The organism is Bradyrhizobium sp. B124 (genome assembly GCF_038967635.1).
Taxonomy (GTDB): Bacteria; Pseudomonadota; Alphaproteobacteria; order Rhizobiales; family Xanthobacteraceae; genus Bradyrhizobium.
Genome location: NZ_CP152413.1, coordinates 8,929,374 through 8,949,748, shown reverse-complemented (window position 1 = coordinate 8,949,748; position 20,375 = coordinate 8,929,374). Strand labels below are relative to the sequence as shown.

Here is a 20,375-nt window from a genome sequence, read left to right as displayed (position 1 = left end):
TGGCCGCGGGCAACCGCGGCCATTTTTGTTCGGGCTGCCGCTCTCCGCATCAATGGCGGACATCGATGAGCCCGGTGCCTCATGTCTGCCCGGGGCGAGATGCGGACAACCTATTCAGCTTTTACGACAATAGCCTGTTCGATCACTGCGTCGGCACCGCCGGGCAATGCCCGCGATGGTGCGACCGGTCAACTTCTGCGTACAGCCTCAGTCGTGCTTGACGCCAAGGGTACGCCGGATGATCGCGTCGATCTCGGCGGCGCAAGATCCTGGATAAAGTCTCTTAGCGCCTCGGTATCGAACGGCTTGCGGAGTATTTTCAGGCTTGGCGGGGCTGCTTTTGCGGCATCGCTATAACCGGTTGTGAGGGCTATGGGCAAACCGGGGTACCGCGACCGAACTTCTCTCGCGAGCCCGACGCCATCGATGGTCCCTGGCATGACGATATCGCTGAAGACGAGATCGATCTTCGTACCGGTATCGAGCAACTTCAATGCCGCTTCGGCCGAGTCTCGGTAGATGGTTTCATAACCCAGATGCTCGAACAGCGATGATGTCACATCCGCCACTTCGGGGCTGTCGTCGACCACGAGAACCGTCTGCCGCGGCGGCTGCCTTGGTCTTGCCCGGGCAGCGGCGAGCTCTTTGCTGGTGATCTGCTCGTCCACACAGGACGGCAAATAGATTGTAATCGTTGTTCCCTGTCCGACCTTGCTGTCTGCCGTCACGGTTCCGCCCGCCTGGTGCGCAAAACCATAAACCTGGGACAAGCCGAGCCCGGTCCCTTTGCCGACCTCCTTGGTCGTGAAAAACGGATCGAACATCTTGGACAGAAGATTTGGCGGAATACCGGTGCCGGTATCGCCAAGTGTGATCGCAAAGAAGGCCTTCCCACGGCGATCGCCGCCGGTTTCCTGATTTGCGGTCACCGCGTGGACCGACAACGTGAATGTGCCGCCGCTTGTCATTGCATCTCGCGCATTGACGGCGATGTTGACGATCGCAAGTTCCAGCTCGGCGAGGTCAACCTTGACCGGTGAAACGCCGTCGCCAACGTTCTCGTTGTACACGATGTTCCCGCGCAGCGAGCTCTCAATCATGGTCCGCATGTTCTTGATGGACGCATTCAGATCAACGACCGTCGGGCTGAGATGCTGGTGACGAGAGAATGTCAACAATTGGCGCGTGAGACTTTCGCCGCGTTTGGCCGCGGTTTGTATGGCTTCGATGGCCTTTGGCAGTTTTGGATCAAGCAGGCGTTGAAATATCTGGGCACTGCCTCCGATGATCATCAATAGATTGTTGAAGTCGTGTGCGATCCCGCCGGTCAGCTTGCCGATTGCCTCCATCTTCTGAGACATCGCGAGCTGTTCGCGCGCCTGGACCAGCTTCTCCTCCGCGTCGCGGCGCTCCGTCGCGTCGCGCAGGATACTGATAAAACCGATCAGATTTCCTGCGTCATCACGGCTCGAAGAGACTGAGCCTGTGATGAAAAACGGCGTACCATTCTTTCTGATACGCCAACCCTCTACGTCGTACTTGCCGCTTTCGATTGCCGACTCCAGCGCGTGCGTCGGTGAACCCGCGCGGCGTTCATCCGGCCGATAGAATATCCCGAAGTGCTTGCCTATGATTTCTTCCGAGGTGTAGCCGATGATCTTTTGAGCGGTGCTATTCCAGCTCGTCACGTGTCCTTCTCGATCAAGCGCAAAAATTGCATAATCGACAACGCCTTCGATAAGGGTCTGGAAGTGCCGTCTGATGCTGTCGAGCGCCAAAGCTTTCCGTTCAAGTTGACCGTTCAGCTGATCCTGGACGGAAAGCAACTGGGCTTCCCTGGCCTGGCGCGTCGCGCTTGCCGCGGCCAGGGCAAGCGGAGGCGCCGACACGATGATCGAAAGCACGAACAAGGATAACAGCGCCCCGTTCGGATCGATTTTCGAAAATGGATCATTCCCCACCGAGAACCCCCACACGGCAGTTCCGACGAAAATGAGCGCGGCCGTCGTCGCGGCGCATCGATCGCCGCGCAGACCGGCCCAGATCAAGGGCAGTAAAACCAGAAAGCCCAGAAGGCTCCGATGCGGCAGCAACACGTCGAGGCCGTTGCTGACGAGATCGCTACCGATCAGCGGGCTATAAGCAGCGAGCCCGATGGTACCAGCGAGAGCAGCGACCGTGATCGATTCCAACAGAGTCCATTTGGAAGCAATGCGTAAGGGCATCGTCGCCCAGAGCACGATGACCGGAGCAATCACCAGGGCCCCGGCAGCGTCCGCAAGCCACCAGGTCAACCCGGCGACGACGGAATCGGAAAAATTCGATTCGTTGGCGAGCGTGAAGCCGGCCAAGGCGATGGCTGAACTGATGATCGTGGTCGGCGCAAAGGAAATGATTGCAAACCTTGCGACACCGGACGGTGTGGCAAACGTCTGGCGACCGTTCGACCAGCGGCCGATCAGCCATGTCCCGGCACATGCGGCAAGCAGGCTGCCGATCCCGGCGGCGCCGATCTCCAGGAGCGATCGGTCGGCCAAGAGGTAAGGAGCGAGGGCCCCCACCAGGATCGCGGGCCAGATCCGGTAGCCGCGCAGCAGGACCAGCGCGAGCGCAAGCCCGGTTGGTGGCCATAGCGGTGTCGCGGCTGGATTGATTGCGGGAAGCAATCGCGCGGATTCGGCGAGACCAGCATAAATTGCGGCAATTATCAGGATTTCGGCCGCGTAGATCGCAACGCTCCAAGCGTCGCCAAAAGCGAAAATCCTGGCCTTGGCGAACGTTGCCCTTTCCATCGCGAGCCTTTTGCAGTGGGCATCTCAACAATGCGGACGCAGTTTTGACCAAAACATGGCCGCCCGATCGTGAGTAGAGAGGCGCTAGGCAACTTCGGAACCAAGGGCCATCGGACAGCACCGTTGACCTAACGGTGGCGGTACACGACGCGCGGCAGCATCCGGAATACGAATCGGCCCGATCCCGCTGCGTGTCGGTGACATCATCAGCAATCATTTTCCCTGTTGGCGCAAGAACTCTCGCTGCCGCTCTCATGACCGCTTCGCGTCAGAAGCGAACCTTGGCGCCCATATGCATCCTATCTAGGCAAAAGAGGCAAACCACGGCCCCCGTCGCGCATTGTCAGCTCTGCTCCTGCTGGCCAGCGGCGCGAGATGCCTGACTGGCCATAGCGACGCGGTCGAGCTGCGGGATGGACTCGGGCGGCAGTCGCAGGGCGCCCGCTGCAAAATTCTGGTGGAGATGCGCGACCGATGACGTGCCGGCGATCAACAGCAGGTTCGGCGCGCGTTGCAGCAGCCACGCGAGCGCCACCTGGCGGGTCGTCGCCCCGAGGCTTTGCGCGACGCTGTCCAGAATGGGCGAGTTGAGCTGGCGGAAGCCGCCCAGGAGGAAAAACGGCACATAGGCAACCTGCTTGGCCGCGAGATCATCGATCAAGGCGTCATCGCTGCGATGCGCCAGACGATGGCGGCGATCCTGCTGCCTTCATCGAACTGCGCGCGGGAAATGTTGCTCAGGCCGACATGGCGGATCAAACCCTGCTGCTGCAATTCGGCCAGCACGGAGAGCGGCGCCTCCACCGAACTGTCGTCCGGGCCGAACTGGCCACCGAGGCGCAGGTTGACGACATCAAGCACGTCAAGGCCGAGATTGCGCGGATTGTCGTGCACGGCGTCGATCAATTCCTGCCGGGATATCGCCCTGGGCCAGGATTTGTCCGGTCCGCGGCGCGCGCCGACCTTGGTCACGATCGTAAGCCCGGCGGGGTCCGTCAAATTTACACGTCAAGCCGAACACGCGTAAGGTTACGATCCCCAGAGCGATTCAGTTCCGATAGAATCGGAACTGAATCGCTCGAGGTTCATGTTTTGACGCGTTTTCCTCACGCGAACCGGTGTCCGCTTCGCTGGAAAACGCTCTCGCCAAGGGAATCGGATGAAGGCGCGTCGACGGAATGCGAGAGGTGAAGGCGGGCAATAGCGCGAGGACATCCTCAAGGCCGCCATTGCCCTGATCGACAAAGCCGGCTCGTGCGAAGGCGTTTCGCTGCGCGCTGTCGCCAAGCAGGCCGGCATCGCCGCGCCGTCGGTCTATCCGCACTTTGCCGATCGCGACGCGTTGCTGCTCGCGGTCCTGCAAAAGCTGTTCGATGAACTCGTCGAGCTGCGCACCAGGGCGGAGGACGCAGCCGGCAGCGGTGCATGGGAGCGCCTGCGGGCCGGCGTCTTCGCCACGGTCCGTTTCGGGCTGGAACGGCCGGGCCATTACAAGATGCTCTACGAAGGCCGCGTGATATCGCGGCCTGAGCGATCCGAAGGCCGCAACGTTCGGACGAGCGATTCAGATCCGCGTGGTGGCGCTGATCAAGGAAATCCTCGCGGCGACACCCGGCCGCGAGGCGGAAGATGCGGAACGACTGTCACTGCTGCTATGGGCAGCCACTCACGGCGTGATCTCACTCCAGATCAACAAGCCCACCTTGCGCTGGCCCAAGGCAACAGCTCTCGTCGAGGAGCTGATGCGCGCCCTGATCCGGCCAGACGCGGCTGCAAGCTGAGCGGACTGGCCGCGCGGCCTTCCAGTCGGTCGCGCCAGATCAGCCGCCCTCGGCCTCACCCTCATCGCCCGGCACATATTCCAGAATGTCCCCCGGCCGGCAGTCGAGTTCGCGGCAGATCGCCGACAGCGTCGAGAAGCGCATCGCCTTGGCCTTGCCGGTTTTCAGGATCGACAGGTTCTGGATCGAGATGCCGATCGCGTCCGCGAGGTCTCCGAGGCGGCGCTTGCGCTTTGCGAGCATGACATCGAGGTTCACCACGATGGGCACGAGCATCACCCTCAGATCGTCAGATCGTTTTCGGACTGCAACAGGATGGCGTGCTCGAGCACGAATTTCAGCGCCATCAGGAACACACCGCCGGCGATGGTGCCGACGTCGACGCCGTAGCTCGGCAGGAAGAACTTGATGTCGCCGAGCTTGTACAAGGCAAAGGCGACCGCGTTGGTGGTGATCGTATCGACAAACGGCCAGACCACCAGGAATATCCCCATCCACCACACACCCTGCAAGGTTTCCGACACGAAGATTCGCCCGTTGGCGAATCGATTCACCATGCGATGAAGGATGCCGATCAGCACGGCATAAAACGATACCCCAAGCGCGAACAGCGCCCAGAACAGCATCTGCCCCTTGGCCGACATGGCGAGCGGGTCGGCGACGATGGCCGCGCATTTCGCCTGCTCGCCGGTGAGGCTTTCGGCGATCGCGCCCGCGGCCGTCGTGGTGCGGTAATAGGCCAGCCACAGCACGACCGGCAGCGCAGCCCAGATCACCCAGAACGCCCGATCGAGCCGGCGAAACCAAAGCTGGCGCTGCTCGCGAACCGATTTCCTCATCACATCCATCCGATAATTTTTTGCCCGTACAGGCCGTTACGGCCGGGCGGCATCATGCTGCGGTAATGTTGTTGACTCAACCTTAAACGTGATTTATTTCATGTTTATCATGAAATTTTTCATGAAGAAGGTGGATGATGACGTTACGCCCAGATATTGACGGCCTCCGCAGCGCCCTGAAACAGCTGATCCGCGCTCACCTCACGCGCCGCCTGATCGTGGCAGCGTTCCACATTCCGCTGCTCGGCAGCGCCGCCGATGCCGCCAAGGCCGCCGACAAGGCCAACGATCCGGCCGGGGTCTGGCTGACCCAGTCCGGCGACGCCAGGATCAAGGTCCAGCGCTGCGGCAGCGCGCTGTGCGGCCGCGTCGTCTGGCTGAAGGAGCCGACCGACAAGGCCACCGGCAAGCCGCAGCGCGACGACAAGAATGCCGATCCCGCGCAGCGGACCCGGCCGGTGATAGGCATCTCGCTGTTCATCAACATGCAGCCCGCAGGACCGAACAAGTGGGCCGGCAGAATCTACAACGCCGATGACGGCAAGACCTATGAGAGCTCGGTGACGCTGGTGTCGTCGGGCACGCTGAACGTTCGCGGCTGCATGGGAACGCTGTGCGCGGGCGAAGACTGGACGCGGTGAAGGGATCTGGCCCCGACCCTTCATCGGCCAAGAAGAAAAGCAAACCCTTTCACTCAAGGCCGCCCCGTCAGGCGGCCTTCTTTGTGAGGGCAGCGACGACGTCGGTCGGCCACGTTGAAATGCACCGCGCAAGAGCGGTACGATTCCCGGGCTTGGTGAAGACCCCCGTTTGCCTGGACTTGGCCGTGGCTTCAATGCGCTCCCCTTCAATCTGGGATGCCAACCAAACCATTTTATTGCATTGCACAATTTGCCATGCTGCTATGCAAACAAGCCCGTTGTCTCTGGCATCTGGTATACATAATTTCGCTGCAGATGATGAGCCGGCCCGTTGCTGGCCCTCCAGTCAAAGGGGACACCAATGTCCAAGACCACTGCACTCACGCTCGCGCCCTCCTCCACCCTGTTCGGCCGCCTGATGGCCTCGATCGACCGCCTGCTGATGAAGAGCGCGGAGATCTCCAACCGCAATGGCGACCTGCCGCACTTCGGCCTCTGAGGCCAGAGGATTCCGCGCGCTGCACGGCGACTGTTTCGTCGCAAGTTGCGACATTGAACCTTCGACCAATGGCCCCGATTTTCGGGGCCATTTTTTTGCGCGCTGAATTACTCTCGCTGCGGTGACCGCCTTCAGTCCTCTGCGGCATAAGCGCACGCAACCTCCGCGACAGCTTGAACCTTGGCATATCAAATACCAAGATGACCGAGCCGCGCCACAAGCAGAATGACAAAGCGCGCACTGGGAGGATCAATGTCGGACATGGTTCAGGCAACTGCGGCCCCCGCGGCCGCACGTGTCAGCGATACCTATCGCTGGACGCAACTTGCGATCGGCGTCGCCGCGATGGTGATGATCGCAAACTATCAATACGGGTGGACGTTCTTCGTCCCCGACATCCAGAAGAAGTTCGGATGGGATCGCGCATCGATCCAGTGGGCCTTCACGCTCTTCGTGCTGTTCGAGACCTGGCTGGTGCCGGTCGAGGGCTGGTTCGTCGATAAATACGGCCCGCGCCTCGTCGTGCTGATCGGCGGCATTCTCTGCGCGATCGGGTGGTCGATCAACGCGCAGGCGACCTCGCTGAACGGCTACTATCTCGGCATGATCATCGCCGGCATCGGCGCCGGCGGCGTCTACGGCACCTGCGTCGGCAACGCGCTGAAATGGTTTCCCGACAAGCGCGGGCTTGCGGCGGGGATCACCGCAGCCGGCTTCGGCGCGGGCTCCGCACTCACGGTGGCGCCGATCCAGGCGATGATCAAGGACTCCGGCTTCCAGACCACCTTCCTCTATTTCGGTCTCGGCCAGGGCATCATCATCGTGCTGCTCGCCTTCTTCCTGCTAGCGCCGAAGGCCGGTCAGGTGCCGGCCGTCGTGGCGAATGCCAACATCATCCAGACCCGGCGCAACTATCAACCGACCGAAGTGCTGCGGCAGCCGATCTTCTGGCTGATGTACTTCATGTTCGTGATCGTCGGCGCCGGCGGCCTGATGGTGACGGCGAACCTGAAGCCGATCGCAGTCGACTGGAAGGTCGACAGCGTGCCGGTCACGCTGATGGCGGTGACGATGACGGCGGTGACCTTCGCGGCCACCATCGACCGCGTCCTCAACGGTCTGACGCGTCCGTTCTTTGGCTGGATCTCCGACATGATCGGCCGCGAGAACACGATGTTCATCGCCTTCGGCATGGAAGGCTTCGGCATCTGGATGCTCTACCTCTGGGGCCACGACCCGGTGTGGTTCGTGCTGCTCTCGGGCTTCGTGTTCTTCGCCTGGGGCGAGATCTATTCGCTGTTCCCTTCGACCTGCACCGACACGTTCGGCGCCAAGTTCGCGACGACGAATGCGGGCCTGCTCTACACCGCGAAAGGCACCGCCGCGCTGTTGGTGCCGATCGCCAACTACATGCAGCAGTCGTCGGGCCATTGGGACAACGTGTTCATCATCGCAGCCGGCGCCAACATCCTTGCCTCGCTGCTCGCGATCGCCGTGCTCAAGCCGTGGCGGAAAATCGTGGTTGCGAAATCGGCCGCGATGGCTTGAGCAACACGCCAATCTTCTGACGAAAGCGCCCGGCCGAACGCCGGGCGTTTTCATTTTTCGGCGTCCGCTACGGGCTGAACCGGCGCGTCGTATGCCAGTTCTGCTGCAATGCAGCAGAAAGATAGGCTTGCTTTCTGGAATATAGTATACCAACCTCCGGCTAAGCGCTTGCGACGATACGCCACAAGAATTGCGACACTGGGTCACAACAAGACCAGGCGCGCTCGGGAGGATTTGATGGTTTCCAGCAATGCTGCCGTAACACAAGCACAACCTTCGTCCAGTGGCTTCCGCTGGCTGCAGCTCGTCATGGGCATCGTCTGCATGGCGATGATCGCGAACCTGCAATACGGCTGGACGCTGTTCGTCGATCCGATCGACGGCGCGCATCACTGGGGCCGCGCGGCGATCCAGTTCGCCTTCACGATCTTCGTGGTGACGGAGACCTGGCTGGTGCCGGTCGAGGCCTGGTTCGTCGACAAATACGGCCCGCGGATCGTCATCATGTTCGGCGGCGTCATGATCACGCTGTCCTGGGTGCTGAACTCCTACGCGGATTCGCTCACTTTGCTCTACGCCGCGGCTGTGATCGGCGGCATCGGCGCCGGCTCGGTGTACGGCACCTGCGTCGGCAATGCGCTGAAATGGTTTCCCGATCGCCGCGGCCTCGCCGCCGGCGCAACCGCCGCGGGCTTCGGCGCCGGCGCTGCGCTGACCGTGGTGCCGATCGCCAACATGATCGCCTCGAGCGGCTATCAGACCGCATTCTTCGATTTCGGCATCGGGCAAGGCCTGATCGTGTTCCTGCTCGCCTTCTTCATCCAGAAGCCTGCGGTCACGATCCCGCCGAAGAAGAAGCAGCTCAATCTGCCGCAGACCAAGATCGACTTCACGCCGCCGCAGGTGCTGCGCAGCCCGATCTTCTGGGTGATGTATCTGGTGTTCGTGATGGTCGCCTCCGGCGGCCTGATGGCGGCGGCGCAGATCGCGCCGATCGCGCACGACTACAAGATCGCCAACACGCCGGTCTCGCTCGCCGGCTTCCAGATGGCCGCGCTGACATTTGCGATCTCGCTCGACCGCATCTTCGACGGGTTCGGACGGCCGTTCTTCGGCTGGGTCTCCGACAATATCGGCCGCGAGCACACCATGTTCATCGCGTTCGGCACCGGCGCGCTGATGCTGCTGACGCTGTCCACCTGGGGCCATAACCCGCTGGTGTTCGTGCTGGCGACCGCGGTCTATTTCGGCGTGTTCGGCGAGATCTACTCGTTGTTCCCGGCGACCTGCGGCGACACCTTCGGCTCGAAGTTCGCGACCACCAACAACGGCATGCTCTACACCGCGAAGGGCACCGCTGCGCTCTTGGTGCCGGCCGCCAGCATCGTTGCCGCCAGCTATGGCTGGCAGGCGGTGTTCGTGATCGCGGTCGCGCTCAATGCCACCGCGGCGCTGATGGCGCTGTTCGTGATCAAGCCGATGCGCCGCGCCTTCATCAACGGCAACGAGGCTGCCGCTGCAGCCGAGACCGCGACGAACGCCAAGACAGCCTGATATGTCGGCTTGATATGCCGGCCTGATTTGACGGCCCGAGTTCGGGACTTCCCGCGGAACTGATGGAGGCGCATTTCGGTGCGCCTCTTTCGTTTGGGGAGTACAGGGATGCCAGATACCAGGTACGCCAAGCGCGGCAGATGGCCAGCCCGCTCACACCAGGTCACAATCGTCTGAAACGTCAGCAACTCTGCCTATTTCGGCGGTTTCCTGGTGATAGATTTCCGTAACGGCCGCGTTGACAATTGGCATTTTGTATACCAGAATCCTGTCAACGATAACCAAGGAGGTTGCCATGCAAGTCGGAGATATCCTGCGCAAGAAGACCCCTCGCGTTGCCACGGTTCGCATGAACGAGACGGTGGCGATCGCCGCGCAATTGATGCGCGCCAGCAATATCAGCGCGCTCGTGGTCAAGGATGTCGTTCGCACCGAGGGCAACACTGCCGTCGGCATGTTCACCGAGCGCGACGTGGTGCGCGCGATTGCCGAGCACGGCGCCGCCGGCGCCGGCATGAAGGTGTCGCAGCTGGTCTCGGTGCAACAGCTGGTGTCGTGCACCTCGAGCGACACGCTCGAGCACATCCGTCATCTCATGACCAAGCACCACATTCGCCACGTGCCCGTGATCGACGATTACAGCCTGATCGGCGTCGTCAGCATGCGCGACATCGCGGCCGCGTTCGACGAGGAAACTTCCGCCTCGAAGAAGGACGCGGTGCCGGCGTAACAAGCATCTCCGCTGTCATTGCTCTCGGCCAGGCGCTGCGTGCCGATCACCAGCGCCTGCCGCAATAACCTAAAACTCCGCCCTCGCCTGACCACCGCGCCCCGTCATTTCCGCATGGGCGCGCCGCAGGTCGCCGGTAGACATTTGCCGGACAGAACTGCATCCTTCCCTCGACATGCAAAAACAACACCGTGCGCGGCCGTCCGCGTCGCGGAAAATTCTGATGGAAACGAGGGCAGAATGATCAAGACACGCTTCACCGAAATGTTCGGCGTCGACCACCCGATCGTGCAGGGCGGCATGCAATGGGTCGGGCGCGCGGAGCTGGTCGCCGCCGTCGCCAATGCCGGCGCGCTCGGCATGATCACCGCGCTGACGCAGCCGACGCCGGACGATCTGCGCAAGGAAATCGCGCGCTGCCGCGAACTGACCGACAAGCCGTTCGGCGTGAACCTGACCATCCTGCCCGCGATCAAGCCGCCGCCTTACGCCGAATACCGCCAGGTCATCATCGAGAGCGGCATCAAGATCGTCGAGACCGCCGGCAACAAGCCGCAGGAACATGTCGACGAGTTCAAGAGGCACGGCATCAAGGTGCTGCACAAATGCACCAGCGTGCGCCACGCGCTGTCCGCCGAGCGGATGGGCGCCGACGCGATCTCGATCGACGGCTTTGAATGCGCCGGCCATCCCGGCGAGGACGACACGCCCGGCCTGATCCTGATTCCGGCCGCCGCCGACAAGGTGAAGATCCCGATGATCGCCTCCGGCGGCTTCGGCGATGCCCGCGGCCTCGTCGCAGCGCTGGCGCTCGGCGCCGAAGGCATCAACATGGGCACACGCTTCATGTGCACCAAGGAGAGCCCGATCCATCAGCTCGTGAAGGAACGCATCGTCGCCAATGACGAGCGCGAGACCGAGCTGATCTTCCGCACCATGCGCAACACCTCGCGCGTCGCCAAGAATGCGATCTCGACCAAGGTCGTGCAGATGGAGAAGGAAGGCGCCAAGTTCGAGGACGTCCGTGAGCTGGTCGCCGGCGCCCGCGGCAAGATGGTCTACGCCACCGGCGATGCCGACGAAGGCATCTGGTCGGCCGGCCAGGTGCAGGGCCTGATCCACGACATTCCGTCCTGCGCCGAACTGATCTCGCGCATCGTGAGCGAGGCGGAAGCGATCATCCGCGAACGCCTGGACCGCATGACATCGGTCGGCAAGCGCCAAGCCGCGGAGTAAGCATCGAGTCGTGATCCGTCACCCTGAAGAGCGCGAAGCGCGTCTCGAAGGGTCGACGGCCACAGGCCGGACCGTTCATCCTTCGAGGCGCGCTGCGCGCTCCTCGGGATGACGGAACTCAGAGTCATCTCGAATTCGACGACACAACGAGAAGAAGCCCATGAAAGCCTATGTGTACGGAGCCAATGGCCCTGAAATCACCGACGTCGCCAAGCCCGTGCCGAAGGGCACGCAGGTGCTGGTCAAGGTTCACGCCTGCGGGCTGAATCGCGCCGATCTCGGCATGACCAAGGGCCACGCCCACGGCGCGGCCGGCGGCGTCGGCACCGTGCTCGGCATGGAATGGGCCGGCGAGGTTGCCGAGCTCGGCCCCGACGCCAGGGGTGTCAAGGTCGGCGACAGGATCATGGGCTCCGGCGGCGCGGCGTTCGCCGAGTACACGCTCGCCGATCACGGCAGGCTGTTTCGCGCGCCATCGAACATGAACTTCGACGAGGCCGCCACCCTGCCCGTCGCGCTCGCCACCATGCACAATGCCGTCGTCACCAATGGCGCGCTGCAGGCGGGCCAGACCGTGCTGATCCAGGGCGCGAGCTCCGGCGTCGGCCTGATGGCGATGCAGATCGCCAAGCTGAAGGGCGCGAAGCTCGTGGTCGGGTCCTCGACCGATGCGATGCGCCGCGGGCGCTTGAAGGAATTCGGCGCCGATCTCGCGGTCGATTCCAGGGATCCCGGCTGGGTCGATCAGGTGTTGCAGGCGACCGGCGGTGAAGGTGTCGATCTGATCGTCGATCAGATCTCAGGACCGGTGGCGAACCAGAATCTCAAGGCGACCAAGGTCAAGGGCCGCATCGTCAATGTCGGCCGGCTCGGCGGCACCCACGCCGATTTCAATTTCGACCTGCACGCGGCGCGGCGCATCCAGTATATCGGCGTCACCTTCCGCACCCGCTCGATCGAGGAAATCAGAGAGATCTTCGACGAGGTGCGCAAGGACATCTGGCCCGCGGTCGAGGCGCGCAAGCTGCAACTGCCGATCGACCAGGTCTACAAATTCGCCGACATCGGCAAGGCATTCGAACACATGGAAGCCAACAAGCACCTCGGCAAGATCGTGGTGACGCTGTAGCGACGAGGTGCGTAGGGCGGATTAGCGAAGCGTAATCCGCCATCTTCTGTCGGGTGCACCGGCGGATTACGCCGGAGCCTGTCATCGGGCCGCGCTTCGCGCGGACGCGGTGGGCTGATCCGCGCCTGCTGCGTGCGATGCCCTGGCTCTTTCGCGTGCGGTGTTCAGCCGACCGGTCCGGGAATCCAATAATCCCCCGCAAGCGGGCTGACCTTTACGTCACCAATGACTCCGAGCTCCAGGCTTGGATCGAAATAGCGCATCGTCCGCTCATTGAGGTCAATGATGCGGCCAGGCCGTAGCGGCCCCACGTCATTTATCTTCACGATGACCTTCTTGCCTACAGCCTCGACGAGGGCATATTTCGGCCTCGCGCCAAATTGGACCCCACCAAACTTCCGACGCAAACTCGTTTTGATGGCAGCCGCCCAGACCGAGCGATCGTAGCGCTCGCCGGAGGCTGTGCTCGGACCGCCCTCCTCCTTGCCGGGCTTGAACGGATTGTACATGGATGCCGCGCCAACGATTGCATCCCCACACGCGGCGTTGACGACGGCGCTTGAATGAACCGCACCGATTTCACTTCGAGCAGCGGTGCCAGAAATGGCGAGCGCAACCAGGGCGCCGCAAATTGCGGCGCTCGAGCCGAACAGCATCATAACTCCTTGATTGATTTTTTTGATCGTCCGGTTCCCGATGCCGCAAAACATGGTCGAACGAACGCGGAGGCGTTAACGTGTGCCAATTCTTTGCGGATTCGCGCCAGTTCCGGCGACGGAACCATTATGAGAACCGGGGCGGTCCTCACACCGTGTCTTCAGTCTCGCGCCCGACTAAGACAGAGAATGCGTCAGCAAAATGACTGAATGGAGCGGTCTTCGACAGCGCATGAAGAGCATCTCGGCGTCACTTTCCGCACCCGCTCTATCGGGGAGATCCGCGAGATTTTTTGACGAGGCGCGCAAGGACATCTGGGCCGCGGTTCGCGCGGTCAGCATTCGGGCTCCGCATTGCCCCCGCAAGCAATGACCCAGGTTCGGGTATGCTTCTTGGTGACGACACCTCCCAAAACTGCCGCCAACGCGATCGCTCCGCTTGGCTCAGCTTGAATGCCGCACATCTTGCGCAAGAGCCGACATGCATCGTCCACCAGCCTGTCACTGACCGCGCATACCTGGACATTCGAATTTTCCAGGATCTCGAACGCGCGTGCGCCGATCTTGCGAGACCGCAGGGCATCACACGACGTGTCACCAATGGGGTCGATCCGGATAGGCATGCCCCCCGCACGCGCCCGCGCATATCGCGGATGCGTTTCCGGCTCGACAACATAGATTTCAGCAGAAACAGACCTGGAGCGCAGGGCCAGCGCCACGCCAGCCGCCAATCCGCCGCCGCCACAGGCTACGACGACGGCATCGGAGTTCGAGTTAGCTGCGTCCATCGCGGCAGCGATTTCCAGGCCCAGGGTGAAGCTGCCCGCGATCATTTCGATATCTTCGAAGGCATGCAGGTTACGCCAACTGCGCTCTCGTGCTTCTGTCTCGGCGCGCTCTGCCAACTGCGAACGTTCCGCGAATTGGATGTCTGCTCCGGTTCTTCGAGCTTGTTCCAATTTGAAGGCCGGTGCATCGCTTGGCATAATTAGACAAGCGGGCTTGCCAAGCGTTTGGGCTGCCAAGCCAGCTGCGATTGGGAAGTTGCCAGCTCCCGCGGCTACGATGCCTTGGGAGGCATTGCGGACCCCAAGTATGGCTCCCCGAAACTTGAACGACCCACTGCGCTGCAGAGTTTCATCTTTGACATGGACGGTGCATCCGATCCGAGCGTTCAACTCGGACGATGACCGCATGGGCGTTCTGTAGGCTTGCTGTGAAATAAATTCGAGGTCTCGCGGCAGCAGGTCGAAGGAGTAGCCGAGCATCGCTGCCTTCCGTGGTAACGGTCAGCCAGCCTAGACAAATATCGATTGTGCTCAATCCGTGTCGGGTCAATTATTGTGACGGCTCGACTTAATTGGCGCGTAGCCCGGGCGTAGCTGTGTGATGGCGACGCCGGAGATCGCGAGCAGCCCGCCGACAACCAGCTTTGGGGTCACGCGGTCGCCAAGGAACATCACGCTCGAGATCAAGGCGAACACCGGAAGCAGCAAACCGAAGGGTGCGACACGGCTCATCGAGCAACGCGCGATCAGCCAGAACCAGAGGCCAAAGCCGACAATGCCTCCGATGAAGATGGTGTAGGCGAGCGCCAGCCAGCCGCGTTGATCCGCCGTGCCAAGGCTCGCCAGCTGTCCATATTCGAGCAGCAGCGACATCAACATCACCTGCGGCACGGTGAGCAGCGACGACCACCCCATCAACATCAGGGGATCAAACGGGCCGTAGCGCTTCGTCAGGACGTTGGACACCGCGAACGCGAACGCCGCCCCGACCACAAGCAGCAGCGGCAGCGCGTTGGTCGACAGCCCCGGCCCCGCTGCCAACACCACCACGCCGGCGAATGCAAGCACCACTCCGGCTGACGTGACGAGAGACGGCCTCTCCGCGAGCAGCGGCCAGGCCAGCAGGACGGTGAAAGGCGGCGCGAGTTGATATGCGACGGCCGATATGCTTCCCGAGCCGAGCCCAAGACCAACATAGAACAGCCCGAAGTTCAGTCCACCAAGGAAAAGTGAAATAGCTGCGATAGGGCCGAACTGTTGACGCGTGGGCTTCTTGACGAACGGAACAAGCAGCAGCGCGATCGCCAGGAAGCGCAGCGCGAGGAAGAACAGTGGCGGAAACTCCGCGACGCCCACCTTGATGGCCACGAACTGAAGACCCCAGAGCAAGGGAACGGCCACTGCGCAGACGATCTGGATGGCAGTCATGGCATCATTCCTTTCAAGACCGATCAGTCTAGATATGGACGCACCAATAGCGAAGGCGTCCATGGGTTATTGTTTATCTGATGAAGCGATCGAGCAGCGCGTCAGCGGTGGCTTGCCATGTGATCCGTGTCTGTGCCGTTTTGGCGACCACTCGCAACCCCCAAACGAAACAGACGAGAATTCGGGCGGCACTTGCAGGCTCGACGCCATCGGCCAACCTGCCCGCCGCCTCCGCGCGGGACAGCGCGTCCGCCAACCTGGCTTCCATGGTTTTGAAAAAGCTTGCGACGCGACGACCAGCCTCGGCATCCTGCCCAGCCAGTTCCATGGCTGTCGCCACCAGCAGGCATCCGCGCCGGCCATTGGCGCCGCTGGCGCGCTCGACGTAACCGGCAAGGTAGGCCCGCAGGCCGGCAACCGGCTCTCCGCGAGGGGCGAGTTCAACATCCATCCGCGTCTGGGCATCGGCGATGTAGCGATCGAGCGCGCGCAGGAACAGCGAGTGCTTGTCGCCGAAGGCGGCATAAAGGCTGCCACGCGAGAGCTTCGTCGCACGCAGCAGATCCGGCAGCGCCGTGGCATGATAGCCGCGCGACCAGAACACATCCATCGCACGTTCGACGGCGGCTTCGACGTCGAAACTTCGCGGGCGGCCACGAGGCAGCTGCATGGTGGTTTGGCGGCTCATCCCCAATATATAGACCAATTGGTCCATATATCGCAAGTGGCCGTTTGGATCACGAACCGGCGAGCCGCGGCAGGGCTGGCGGGATTCGTGGGTGCTTTGGCGACATCGCGACGCGATGCCCACCTAGATCAGCGATGTCGGGTTCAATTGAACCGGCAAAGCTGCCGCCGTCACCCCCGGCTTCATAACCTCGTTGCGCGGCGATGACTCGAACACTCTGCGGCGAAAAGGAGAGAGCCATGACAACAACTTCCACGACCATCATCAGACCCTCACTCCACCACGTGACGATGAAAACCAGCCGCCTCGACCAGATGATCGAATGGTATGCGTATTCTTCGATCCGGCACGCGTCCACGAGAGCTTCAAGTCCGGCACCGATTTCGACACTCTGCTGAAAGATATTCGCGCGGGCCATTATCTGCCCGAGCAAATTCCAAGCATCGGATTGCCGGCGTAGCTGTCCGTAGGATGGGTAGAGCGGAGCGAAACCCATCGATAGCGCCGCGTGATGAAATGATGGGTTCGCATCTGCTATTTCGACTTGACGGCTTGTGGCGCAAGTGCGCGCTTCATGAAGGCATACACCCTCAACTGTGCGGCGTTTCGAAGCGCATTCTGTCTCGCCTCGCCTTCAGGCAATTGCTTCGCCTCGCTGGCGCGCGCATCTGCTTGCTCATCCAGATGGTCCGCCGTCAAAAATGCGACCTTCGTCCTGTTACGCTTTTTGAGGTTCATGTCGGGGGTCCCAAATTTCTCTCAAACCAGTCGAGCGGTCCGGACTGCGACGGGCCCGATACGACCTGCATCTGATCGACGTGGCCGCAGCTCTTGCAGCGCAGCGTCCAATGCTCATGGCCAGCTCGCGAAGGCGTAATGCGCTGCACGACAGTGGCGCCCGCACATCGCTGGCATGGTGGGCTTGATCGGACCCGGGGCTGCGGTGGGGCTATTTGCGTGGACATCCTGAATCTCCCGTGAAACCGAGCGCTAGTCCGGCGATCTAAGCTCGCTGCCAAGCCACCCCTTGGCGCCGTTCATGGGATCGCTATCCACCACCGACTGCTGAACACGATCACATCTGGGGCACTCGAACGTGCGGAGTTGACACCCCCCTGAGCCTGGCGCAATGCAGGCCAGCCGCGTGCGGATCTGGCAGTGCGGACAGCGCGGGCGCTCGATGACGCTCAACGGCGGACCGGTTGGATACGTGCGAAAGCCGAGCATGCGGGCACCCTTCCTGGATCGGGCGGGCGCCCACCACATTGCCGGACACCGGCCACCGACCAGGTGATTTTCTCCCCTTGGAAACTGGTCCGCTGGTCAATATTGACCACAACCCACCAGTTTTAATATTTAGACATCGCTGGTCCGAAGGAGGGGCTTGTGAAGTCTGCAAAGCGACAGTTCGATCCCCAAGCCTTTCTCGCCAAAGTCGGGGCCGGCAAGACGATAGTGAAGTACCGTAAAGGCCGGATCATCTACGCCCAGGGCGAAGAGGCCGATAAGGTCTTTTACATCCAGTCGGGCAAGGTCAAGGTGACCGTTGTTTCCGAGCAAGGCAAGGAAGCCGTCGTCGGCATATTGGACGCTGCGCAGTTTTTTGGCGAGGGTTGCCTGAATGGTCAGGCGGTCCGCGTTGGAACCGCAAGGGCGATGGAGGAGTGCCTTATCACCTCAATCACGCAAAGGGCGATGATGGCGGCGCTCCGCAAGGAGCCCCGATTTTCAGAACTTTTCGTGACTTACCTGGTCACCAGGAGCAATCGCATTGAAGAAGACTTGATCGACCAGCTGTTCAATTCGAGCGAGAAGCGGCTCGCACGCCTGCTGCTTCTGCTGGCCAACTTCGGGAAAAACGGCAAGTCAACGCCAATCGATGCGTCGATCAGTCAAGCAACCCTTGCCGAGATGATCGGAACGACCCGATCCCGGGTGAGCTTCTTCCTGAACAAATTTCGCAAGCTCGGATTGATCAGCTACAACGGCAAGATCGAAGTGCATCGTTCCCTGTTGAATGCGGTCCTGTATGAAAAGCCGCAGCTGGAAAGAGACGAAGAACCCGCCGAATAGATCGGACGATTGCGCGATCGCAACCTCCGCACCCGGCATTCCCTGCGCCCTCTTCAAGTGAGAGGGCGGAACGAAATCCAAAGCTCGGACAAATCGTGTCGCGAGAATGCGAAGCTGCGTCCTCGCCCACACCGTCATCGCCCGGCTCGACCGGGCGATCCAGTACGCCGCGGCTTCTCGATTCAAGCACCGGGGTCTCTGGAATACTGGATCGCCCGGTCGATCCGGGCGATGACACCGAGATAAAGTATGCAATGACGGTGCGTCGTATCGCGCGAGAACCATCCTCATCGTCGTCCTGGCCAAGTGCGCAATTGCGCACCAGGCCAGGACGACAGCGTGATCTTGGCGCAAAGATGCAATTGCAAGTGAGTGGCGATTGCGCGTGACGACTGACACTTGATGTTCACGGACTCCCTGCTAAACCCCCGCCCATGAGCTCTTCCAGCACCAGCACACCCAACACCAAGACATCAGTCGCCGCGATCTCGATCCTTGCCAGCGGCAGCATGGCCGTGGCGAAATTCGTCGTCGGCATCGCCATCGGATCGCTGGCGCTGATCTCCGAGGCGCTGCACTCTTCGATCGACCTCGTCGCCACCATCATTACCTGGGCGGTGGTGCGGGTGTCGGACCAGCCGGCCGACGCCGAGCATCATTACGGCCACGGCAAGTTCGAAAGCGTCTCGGCGCTCTTCGTCATCGCCCTGCTCTATGTGCTGGCCGGCGGCATCCTGGTGCAGGCCTACAGCCATTTGCGCGAAGGCGCGCCGCCGCCCTCGATATCAGCCGTTCCCTTCGTCGTCCTGGTCCTCGATATCGGCGTCAATCTGTGGCGCGCCCGCGCGCTGCACCGCGCCGCGCGCGACACCAAGAGCCAGGCGCTGGCCGCCGACGCACTCCATTTCGCCTCCGACGTGATGGGATCCGCGGCCGTCATTGTCGGCCTGGTGCTGGCGGGCTTCGGCTTCTGGTGGGGCGATGCCGCGGCCGCCATCGCGGTTGCCGTGATGATCGCCCTGCTCGGCCTGCGCATGGCGCGCGAGACGGTCGAGACCCTGCTCGACCGCGCGCCCGAAGGCGCGCTGGAAAAGGCCACCGCGGCCATCAAGGCCGTGCCGGGCGTGGTCGACGTCGAGCGGCTACGGGTCCGCATGGTCGGCGCCACGCATTTCATCGACGCCATTGCCGCCGTGCCGCGCACCTATCCGATCGACCGCGTCGAGGACATCAAGCGCAGGGCACAGCAGGCGATGACCAAGACGTTCGGCGACGCCGATCTCACCTTCACCGCGGTGCCGGTGGCGCGCGACAATGAGAGCGTGCGCGAGCGCATCATGGTGATCGCGCGCAACTCCGGCCTCGCTATCCACCACGTCACCGTGCACGACATCGGCGGCAAGCTGATCGTCGGCATCGACCTCGAGGTCGATAGCAACATGGCGCTGGACGCCGCACACGACATCGCCCACGAGCTCGAGCGCGCGATCCGCGAGGATTTTGGCGAGGACGTCGAGGTCGACACCCATATCGAGCCGCTCGAGCCGGAACTGCCGTGGGGAACCGACGCCGCGCCCGACCGCGTTGAAGCGATCAAGACCGCGCTGACCGGATTCGCCGATGGCGGCGCGATCCATGACATCCATAATGTGCGGGTCCGCAACACCGACGCCGGCGAGGTCGTCAACTTCCATTGCCGCGCTGAGCCCTCGATGAGTGTGATCAAGGTGCACGAAAGCGTCGACGAGATCGAACGCAAGCTGCGCCGCGCGTTCCCCACCGTGAAGCGTGTGATCAGTCACGCAGAACCGACGCGCGCGTAATTCTACGGAGCCGTTCCTGTTTCGGACTCACTTTGCGCGCACTGATTCTGTCTTGGACAAGAATTTTTTCGCATTAACGAATCGTTGACTCTCGACAGCCCGCGAAATCTGGATTCAAATCATCATGATTCGGATGCGACGAGGGGAGCATCCGATCCGGGTAAAAAATC

The 20,375-nt window shown here is 61.8% G+C and carries 20 protein-coding genes and 1 pseudogene; 10 read left to right on the top strand and 11 right to left on the bottom strand.

All coding sequences use genetic code 11. The features are described 5' to 3' along the window. Window positions 1–188: 188 nt before the first annotated feature. The 3 genes and pseudogenes from AAFG13_RS41695 to AAFG13_RS41685 form a co-directional block, all read right to left on the bottom strand. Window positions 189–2,792, bottom strand: coding sequence for an MASE1 domain-containing protein (locus AAFG13_RS41695; protein ID WP_342710611.1), 2,604 nt, complete (start codon window positions 2,790–2,792; stop codon window positions 189–191). A gap of 343 nt (window positions 2,793–3,135) precedes the next feature. Further along, window positions 3,136–3,773: pseudogene (locus AAFG13_RS41690) on the bottom strand (aldo/keto reductase); the annotation flags it as partial. A gap of 67 nt (window positions 3,774–3,840) precedes the next feature. Continuing rightward, entirely contained in the window at window positions 3,841–4,281 is a 441-nt protein-coding gene (locus AAFG13_RS41685; RefSeq protein ID WP_342710610.1) for a hypothetical protein, read from the bottom strand. 37 nt (window positions 4,282–4,318) lie between these two features. Here AAFG13_RS41685 and AAFG13_RS41680 point away from each other — a divergent pair, with 37 nt between their 5' ends. After that, on the top strand, window positions 4,319–4,573 hold the full coding sequence (locus tag AAFG13_RS41680) for a TetR-like C-terminal domain-containing protein (protein WP_342713517.1): 255 nt from the start codon (window positions 4,319–4,321) through the stop codon (window positions 4,571–4,573). Between the two features lie 39 nt (window positions 4,574–4,612). On the opposite strand, the gene AAFG13_RS41675 is transcribed toward AAFG13_RS41680, so the two are convergent. Further along, a complete protein-coding gene (locus AAFG13_RS41675) occupies window positions 4,613–4,849 on the bottom strand; it encodes a helix-turn-helix transcriptional regulator (RefSeq protein ID WP_212310975.1) in 237 nt (78 codons plus the stop codon). Between the two features lie 5 nt (window positions 4,850–4,854). After that, complete coding sequence (locus AAFG13_RS41670) at window positions 4,855–5,412, bottom strand: DUF2975 domain-containing protein (protein WP_212310976.1); 558 nt, start codon at window positions 5,410–5,412, stop codon at window positions 4,855–4,857. 134 nt (window positions 5,413–5,546) lie between these two features. Here AAFG13_RS41670 and AAFG13_RS41665 point away from each other — a divergent pair, with 134 nt between their 5' ends. From AAFG13_RS41665 to AAFG13_RS41635, 7 genes are all read left to right on the top strand, one after another. Next, on the top strand, window positions 5,547–6,053 hold the full coding sequence (locus AAFG13_RS41665; protein WP_342710608.1) for a DUF2147 domain-containing protein: 507 nt from the start codon (window positions 5,547–5,549) through the stop codon (window positions 6,051–6,053). A 361-nt stretch (window positions 6,054–6,414) separates the two neighbouring features. After that, complete coding sequence (locus AAFG13_RS41660; protein ID WP_173641877.1) at window positions 6,415–6,552, top strand: hypothetical protein; 138 nt, start codon at window positions 6,415–6,417, stop codon at window positions 6,550–6,552. A 252-nt stretch (window positions 6,553–6,804) separates the two neighbouring features. After that, the gene (gene oxlT / locus AAFG13_RS41655; RefSeq protein ID WP_342710607.1) at window positions 6,805–8,100 is read left to right on the top strand and encodes an oxalate/formate MFS antiporter; all 1,296 of its coding nucleotides are present in this window, start codon (window positions 6,805–6,807) and stop codon (window positions 8,098–8,100) included. Window positions 8,101–8,337: 237 nt separating this feature from the next. Next, window positions 8,338–9,654 (top strand): oxalate/formate MFS antiporter, encoded by a 1,317-nt coding sequence (gene oxlT, locus AAFG13_RS41650; protein WP_212310983.1) that lies wholly within the window; start codon window positions 8,338–8,340, stop codon window positions 9,652–9,654. 295 nt (window positions 9,655–9,949) lie between these two features. Beyond that, window positions 9,950–10,384: a CBS domain-containing protein gene (locus AAFG13_RS41645; RefSeq protein WP_342710606.1), complete on the top strand. Its 435-nt coding sequence runs from the start codon at window positions 9,950–9,952 to the stop codon at window positions 10,382–10,384. 240 nt (window positions 10,385–10,624) lie between these two features. Next, entirely contained in the window at window positions 10,625–11,620 is a 996-nt protein-coding gene (locus tag AAFG13_RS41640) for a nitronate monooxygenase family protein (RefSeq protein WP_173641873.1), read from the top strand. A 160-nt stretch (window positions 11,621–11,780) separates the two neighbouring features. Next, window positions 11,781–12,749 carry a zinc-binding dehydrogenase gene (locus AAFG13_RS41635; protein ID WP_212310985.1) on the top strand — a complete coding sequence of 323 codons (969 nt, stop codon included), beginning with the start codon at window positions 11,781–11,783 and terminating at the stop codon, window positions 12,747–12,749. A 164-nt stretch (window positions 12,750–12,913) separates the two neighbouring features. Here the strand turns inward: AAFG13_RS41635 and AAFG13_RS41630 are convergent, their stop codons facing one another. The 6 genes from AAFG13_RS41630 to AAFG13_RS41605 all read right to left on the bottom strand — a co-directional run bounded on the left by AAFG13_RS41630 (window position 12,914) and on the right by AAFG13_RS41605 (window position 17,047). Further along, window positions 12,914–13,408 carry a septal ring lytic transglycosylase RlpA family protein gene (locus AAFG13_RS41630; protein WP_212310986.1) on the bottom strand — a complete coding sequence of 165 codons (495 nt, stop codon included), beginning with the start codon at window positions 13,406–13,408 and terminating at the stop codon, window positions 12,914–12,916. A 332-nt stretch (window positions 13,409–13,740) separates the two neighbouring features. Beyond that, window positions 13,741–14,673: a pyridoxal-phosphate dependent enzyme gene (locus AAFG13_RS41625; RefSeq protein WP_342710605.1), complete on the bottom strand. Its 933-nt coding sequence runs from the start codon at window positions 14,671–14,673 to the stop codon at window positions 13,741–13,743. A 66-nt stretch (window positions 14,674–14,739) separates the two neighbouring features. Next, window positions 14,740–15,621: an EamA family transporter gene (locus AAFG13_RS41620; RefSeq protein WP_342710604.1), complete on the bottom strand. Its 882-nt coding sequence runs from the start codon at window positions 15,619–15,621 to the stop codon at window positions 14,740–14,742. Between the two features lie 73 nt (window positions 15,622–15,694). After that, window positions 15,695–16,291, bottom strand: coding sequence for a TetR/AcrR family transcriptional regulator (locus AAFG13_RS41615; RefSeq protein WP_342713516.1), 597 nt, complete (start codon window positions 16,289–16,291; stop codon window positions 15,695–15,697). 67 nt (window positions 16,292–16,358) lie between these two features. Further along, entirely contained in the window at window positions 16,359–16,805 is a 447-nt protein-coding gene (locus AAFG13_RS41610) for a hypothetical protein (protein WP_342710603.1), read from the bottom strand. Window positions 16,806–16,843: 38 nt separating this feature from the next. After that, on the bottom strand, window positions 16,844–17,047 hold the full coding sequence (locus AAFG13_RS41605) for a hypothetical protein (protein ID WP_342710602.1): 204 nt from the start codon (window positions 17,045–17,047) through the stop codon (window positions 16,844–16,846). 648 nt (window positions 17,048–17,695) lie between these two features. Between AAFG13_RS41605 and AAFG13_RS41600 the strand changes: the two genes are divergently transcribed. Together AAFG13_RS41600 and AAFG13_RS41595 are read left to right on the top strand one after the other, a co-directional pair. After that, window positions 17,696–18,382, top strand: coding sequence for a Crp/Fnr family transcriptional regulator (locus AAFG13_RS41600; protein ID WP_342710601.1), 687 nt, complete (start codon window positions 17,696–17,698; stop codon window positions 18,380–18,382). A 434-nt stretch (window positions 18,383–18,816) separates the two neighbouring features. After that, entirely contained in the window at window positions 18,817–20,205 is a 1,389-nt protein-coding gene (locus AAFG13_RS41595) for a cation-efflux pump (RefSeq protein ID WP_212310989.1), read from the top strand. Window positions 20,206–20,375: the final 170 nt, after the last annotated feature.

What these genes read in the sequence shown, in the direction of transcription:
- AAFG13_RS41695 (WP_342710611.1), bottom strand. Translation starts at nt 2,792, where the DNA reads ATGGAAAGGGCAACGTTCGCCAAGGCCAGGATTTTCGCTTTTGGCGAC.
- AAFG13_RS41685 (WP_342710610.1), bottom strand. Translation starts at nt 4,281, where the DNA reads ATGGCCCGGCCGTTCCAGCCCGAAACGGACCGTGGCGAAGACGCCGGC.
- AAFG13_RS41675 (WP_212310975.1), bottom strand. Translation starts at nt 4,849, where the DNA reads ATGCTCGTGCCCATCGTGGTGAACCTCGATGTCATGCTCGCAAAGCGC.
- AAFG13_RS41670 (WP_212310976.1), bottom strand. Translation starts at nt 5,412, where the DNA reads ATGAGGAAATCGGTTCGCGAGCAGCGCCAGCTTTGGTTTCGCCGGCTC.
- AAFG13_RS41665 (WP_342710608.1), top strand. Translation starts at nt 5,547, where the DNA reads ATGATGACGTTACGCCCAGATATTGACGGCCTCCGCAGCGCCCTGAAA.
- AAFG13_RS41660 (WP_173641877.1), top strand. Translation starts at nt 6,415, where the DNA reads ATGTCCAAGACCACTGCACTCACGCTCGCGCCCTCCTCCACCCTGTTC.
- oxlT (WP_342710607.1), top strand. Translation starts at nt 6,805, where the DNA reads ATGTCGGACATGGTTCAGGCAACTGCGGCCCCCGCGGCCGCACGTGTC.
- oxlT (WP_212310983.1), top strand. Translation starts at nt 8,338, where the DNA reads ATGGTTTCCAGCAATGCTGCCGTAACACAAGCACAACCTTCGTCCAGT.
- AAFG13_RS41645 (WP_342710606.1), top strand. Translation starts at nt 9,950, where the DNA reads ATGCAAGTCGGAGATATCCTGCGCAAGAAGACCCCTCGCGTTGCCACG.
- AAFG13_RS41640 (WP_173641873.1), top strand. Translation starts at nt 10,625, where the DNA reads ATGATCAAGACACGCTTCACCGAAATGTTCGGCGTCGACCACCCGATC.
- AAFG13_RS41635 (WP_212310985.1), top strand. Translation starts at nt 11,781, where the DNA reads ATGAAAGCCTATGTGTACGGAGCCAATGGCCCTGAAATCACCGACGTC.
- AAFG13_RS41630 (WP_212310986.1), bottom strand. Translation starts at nt 13,408, where the DNA reads ATGATGCTGTTCGGCTCGAGCGCCGCAATTTGCGGCGCCCTGGTTGCG.
- AAFG13_RS41625 (WP_342710605.1), bottom strand. Translation starts at nt 14,673, where the DNA reads ATGCTCGGCTACTCCTTCGACCTGCTGCCGCGAGACCTCGAATTTATT.
- AAFG13_RS41620 (WP_342710604.1), bottom strand. Translation starts at nt 15,621, where the DNA reads ATGACTGCCATCCAGATCGTCTGCGCAGTGGCCGTTCCCTTGCTCTGG.
- AAFG13_RS41615 (WP_342713516.1), bottom strand. Translation starts at nt 16,291, where the DNA reads ATGCAGCTGCCTCGTGGCCGCCCGCGAAGTTTCGACGTCGAAGCCGCC.
- AAFG13_RS41610 (WP_342710603.1), bottom strand. Translation starts at nt 16,805, where the DNA reads ATGGGTTTCGCTCCGCTCTACCCATCCTACGGACAGCTACGCCGGCAA.
- AAFG13_RS41605 (WP_342710602.1), bottom strand. Translation starts at nt 17,047, where the DNA reads ATGAACCTCAAAAAGCGTAACAGGACGAAGGTCGCATTTTTGACGGCG.
- AAFG13_RS41595 (WP_212310989.1), top strand. Translation starts at nt 18,817, where the DNA reads ATGAGCTCTTCCAGCACCAGCACACCCAACACCAAGACATCAGTCGCC.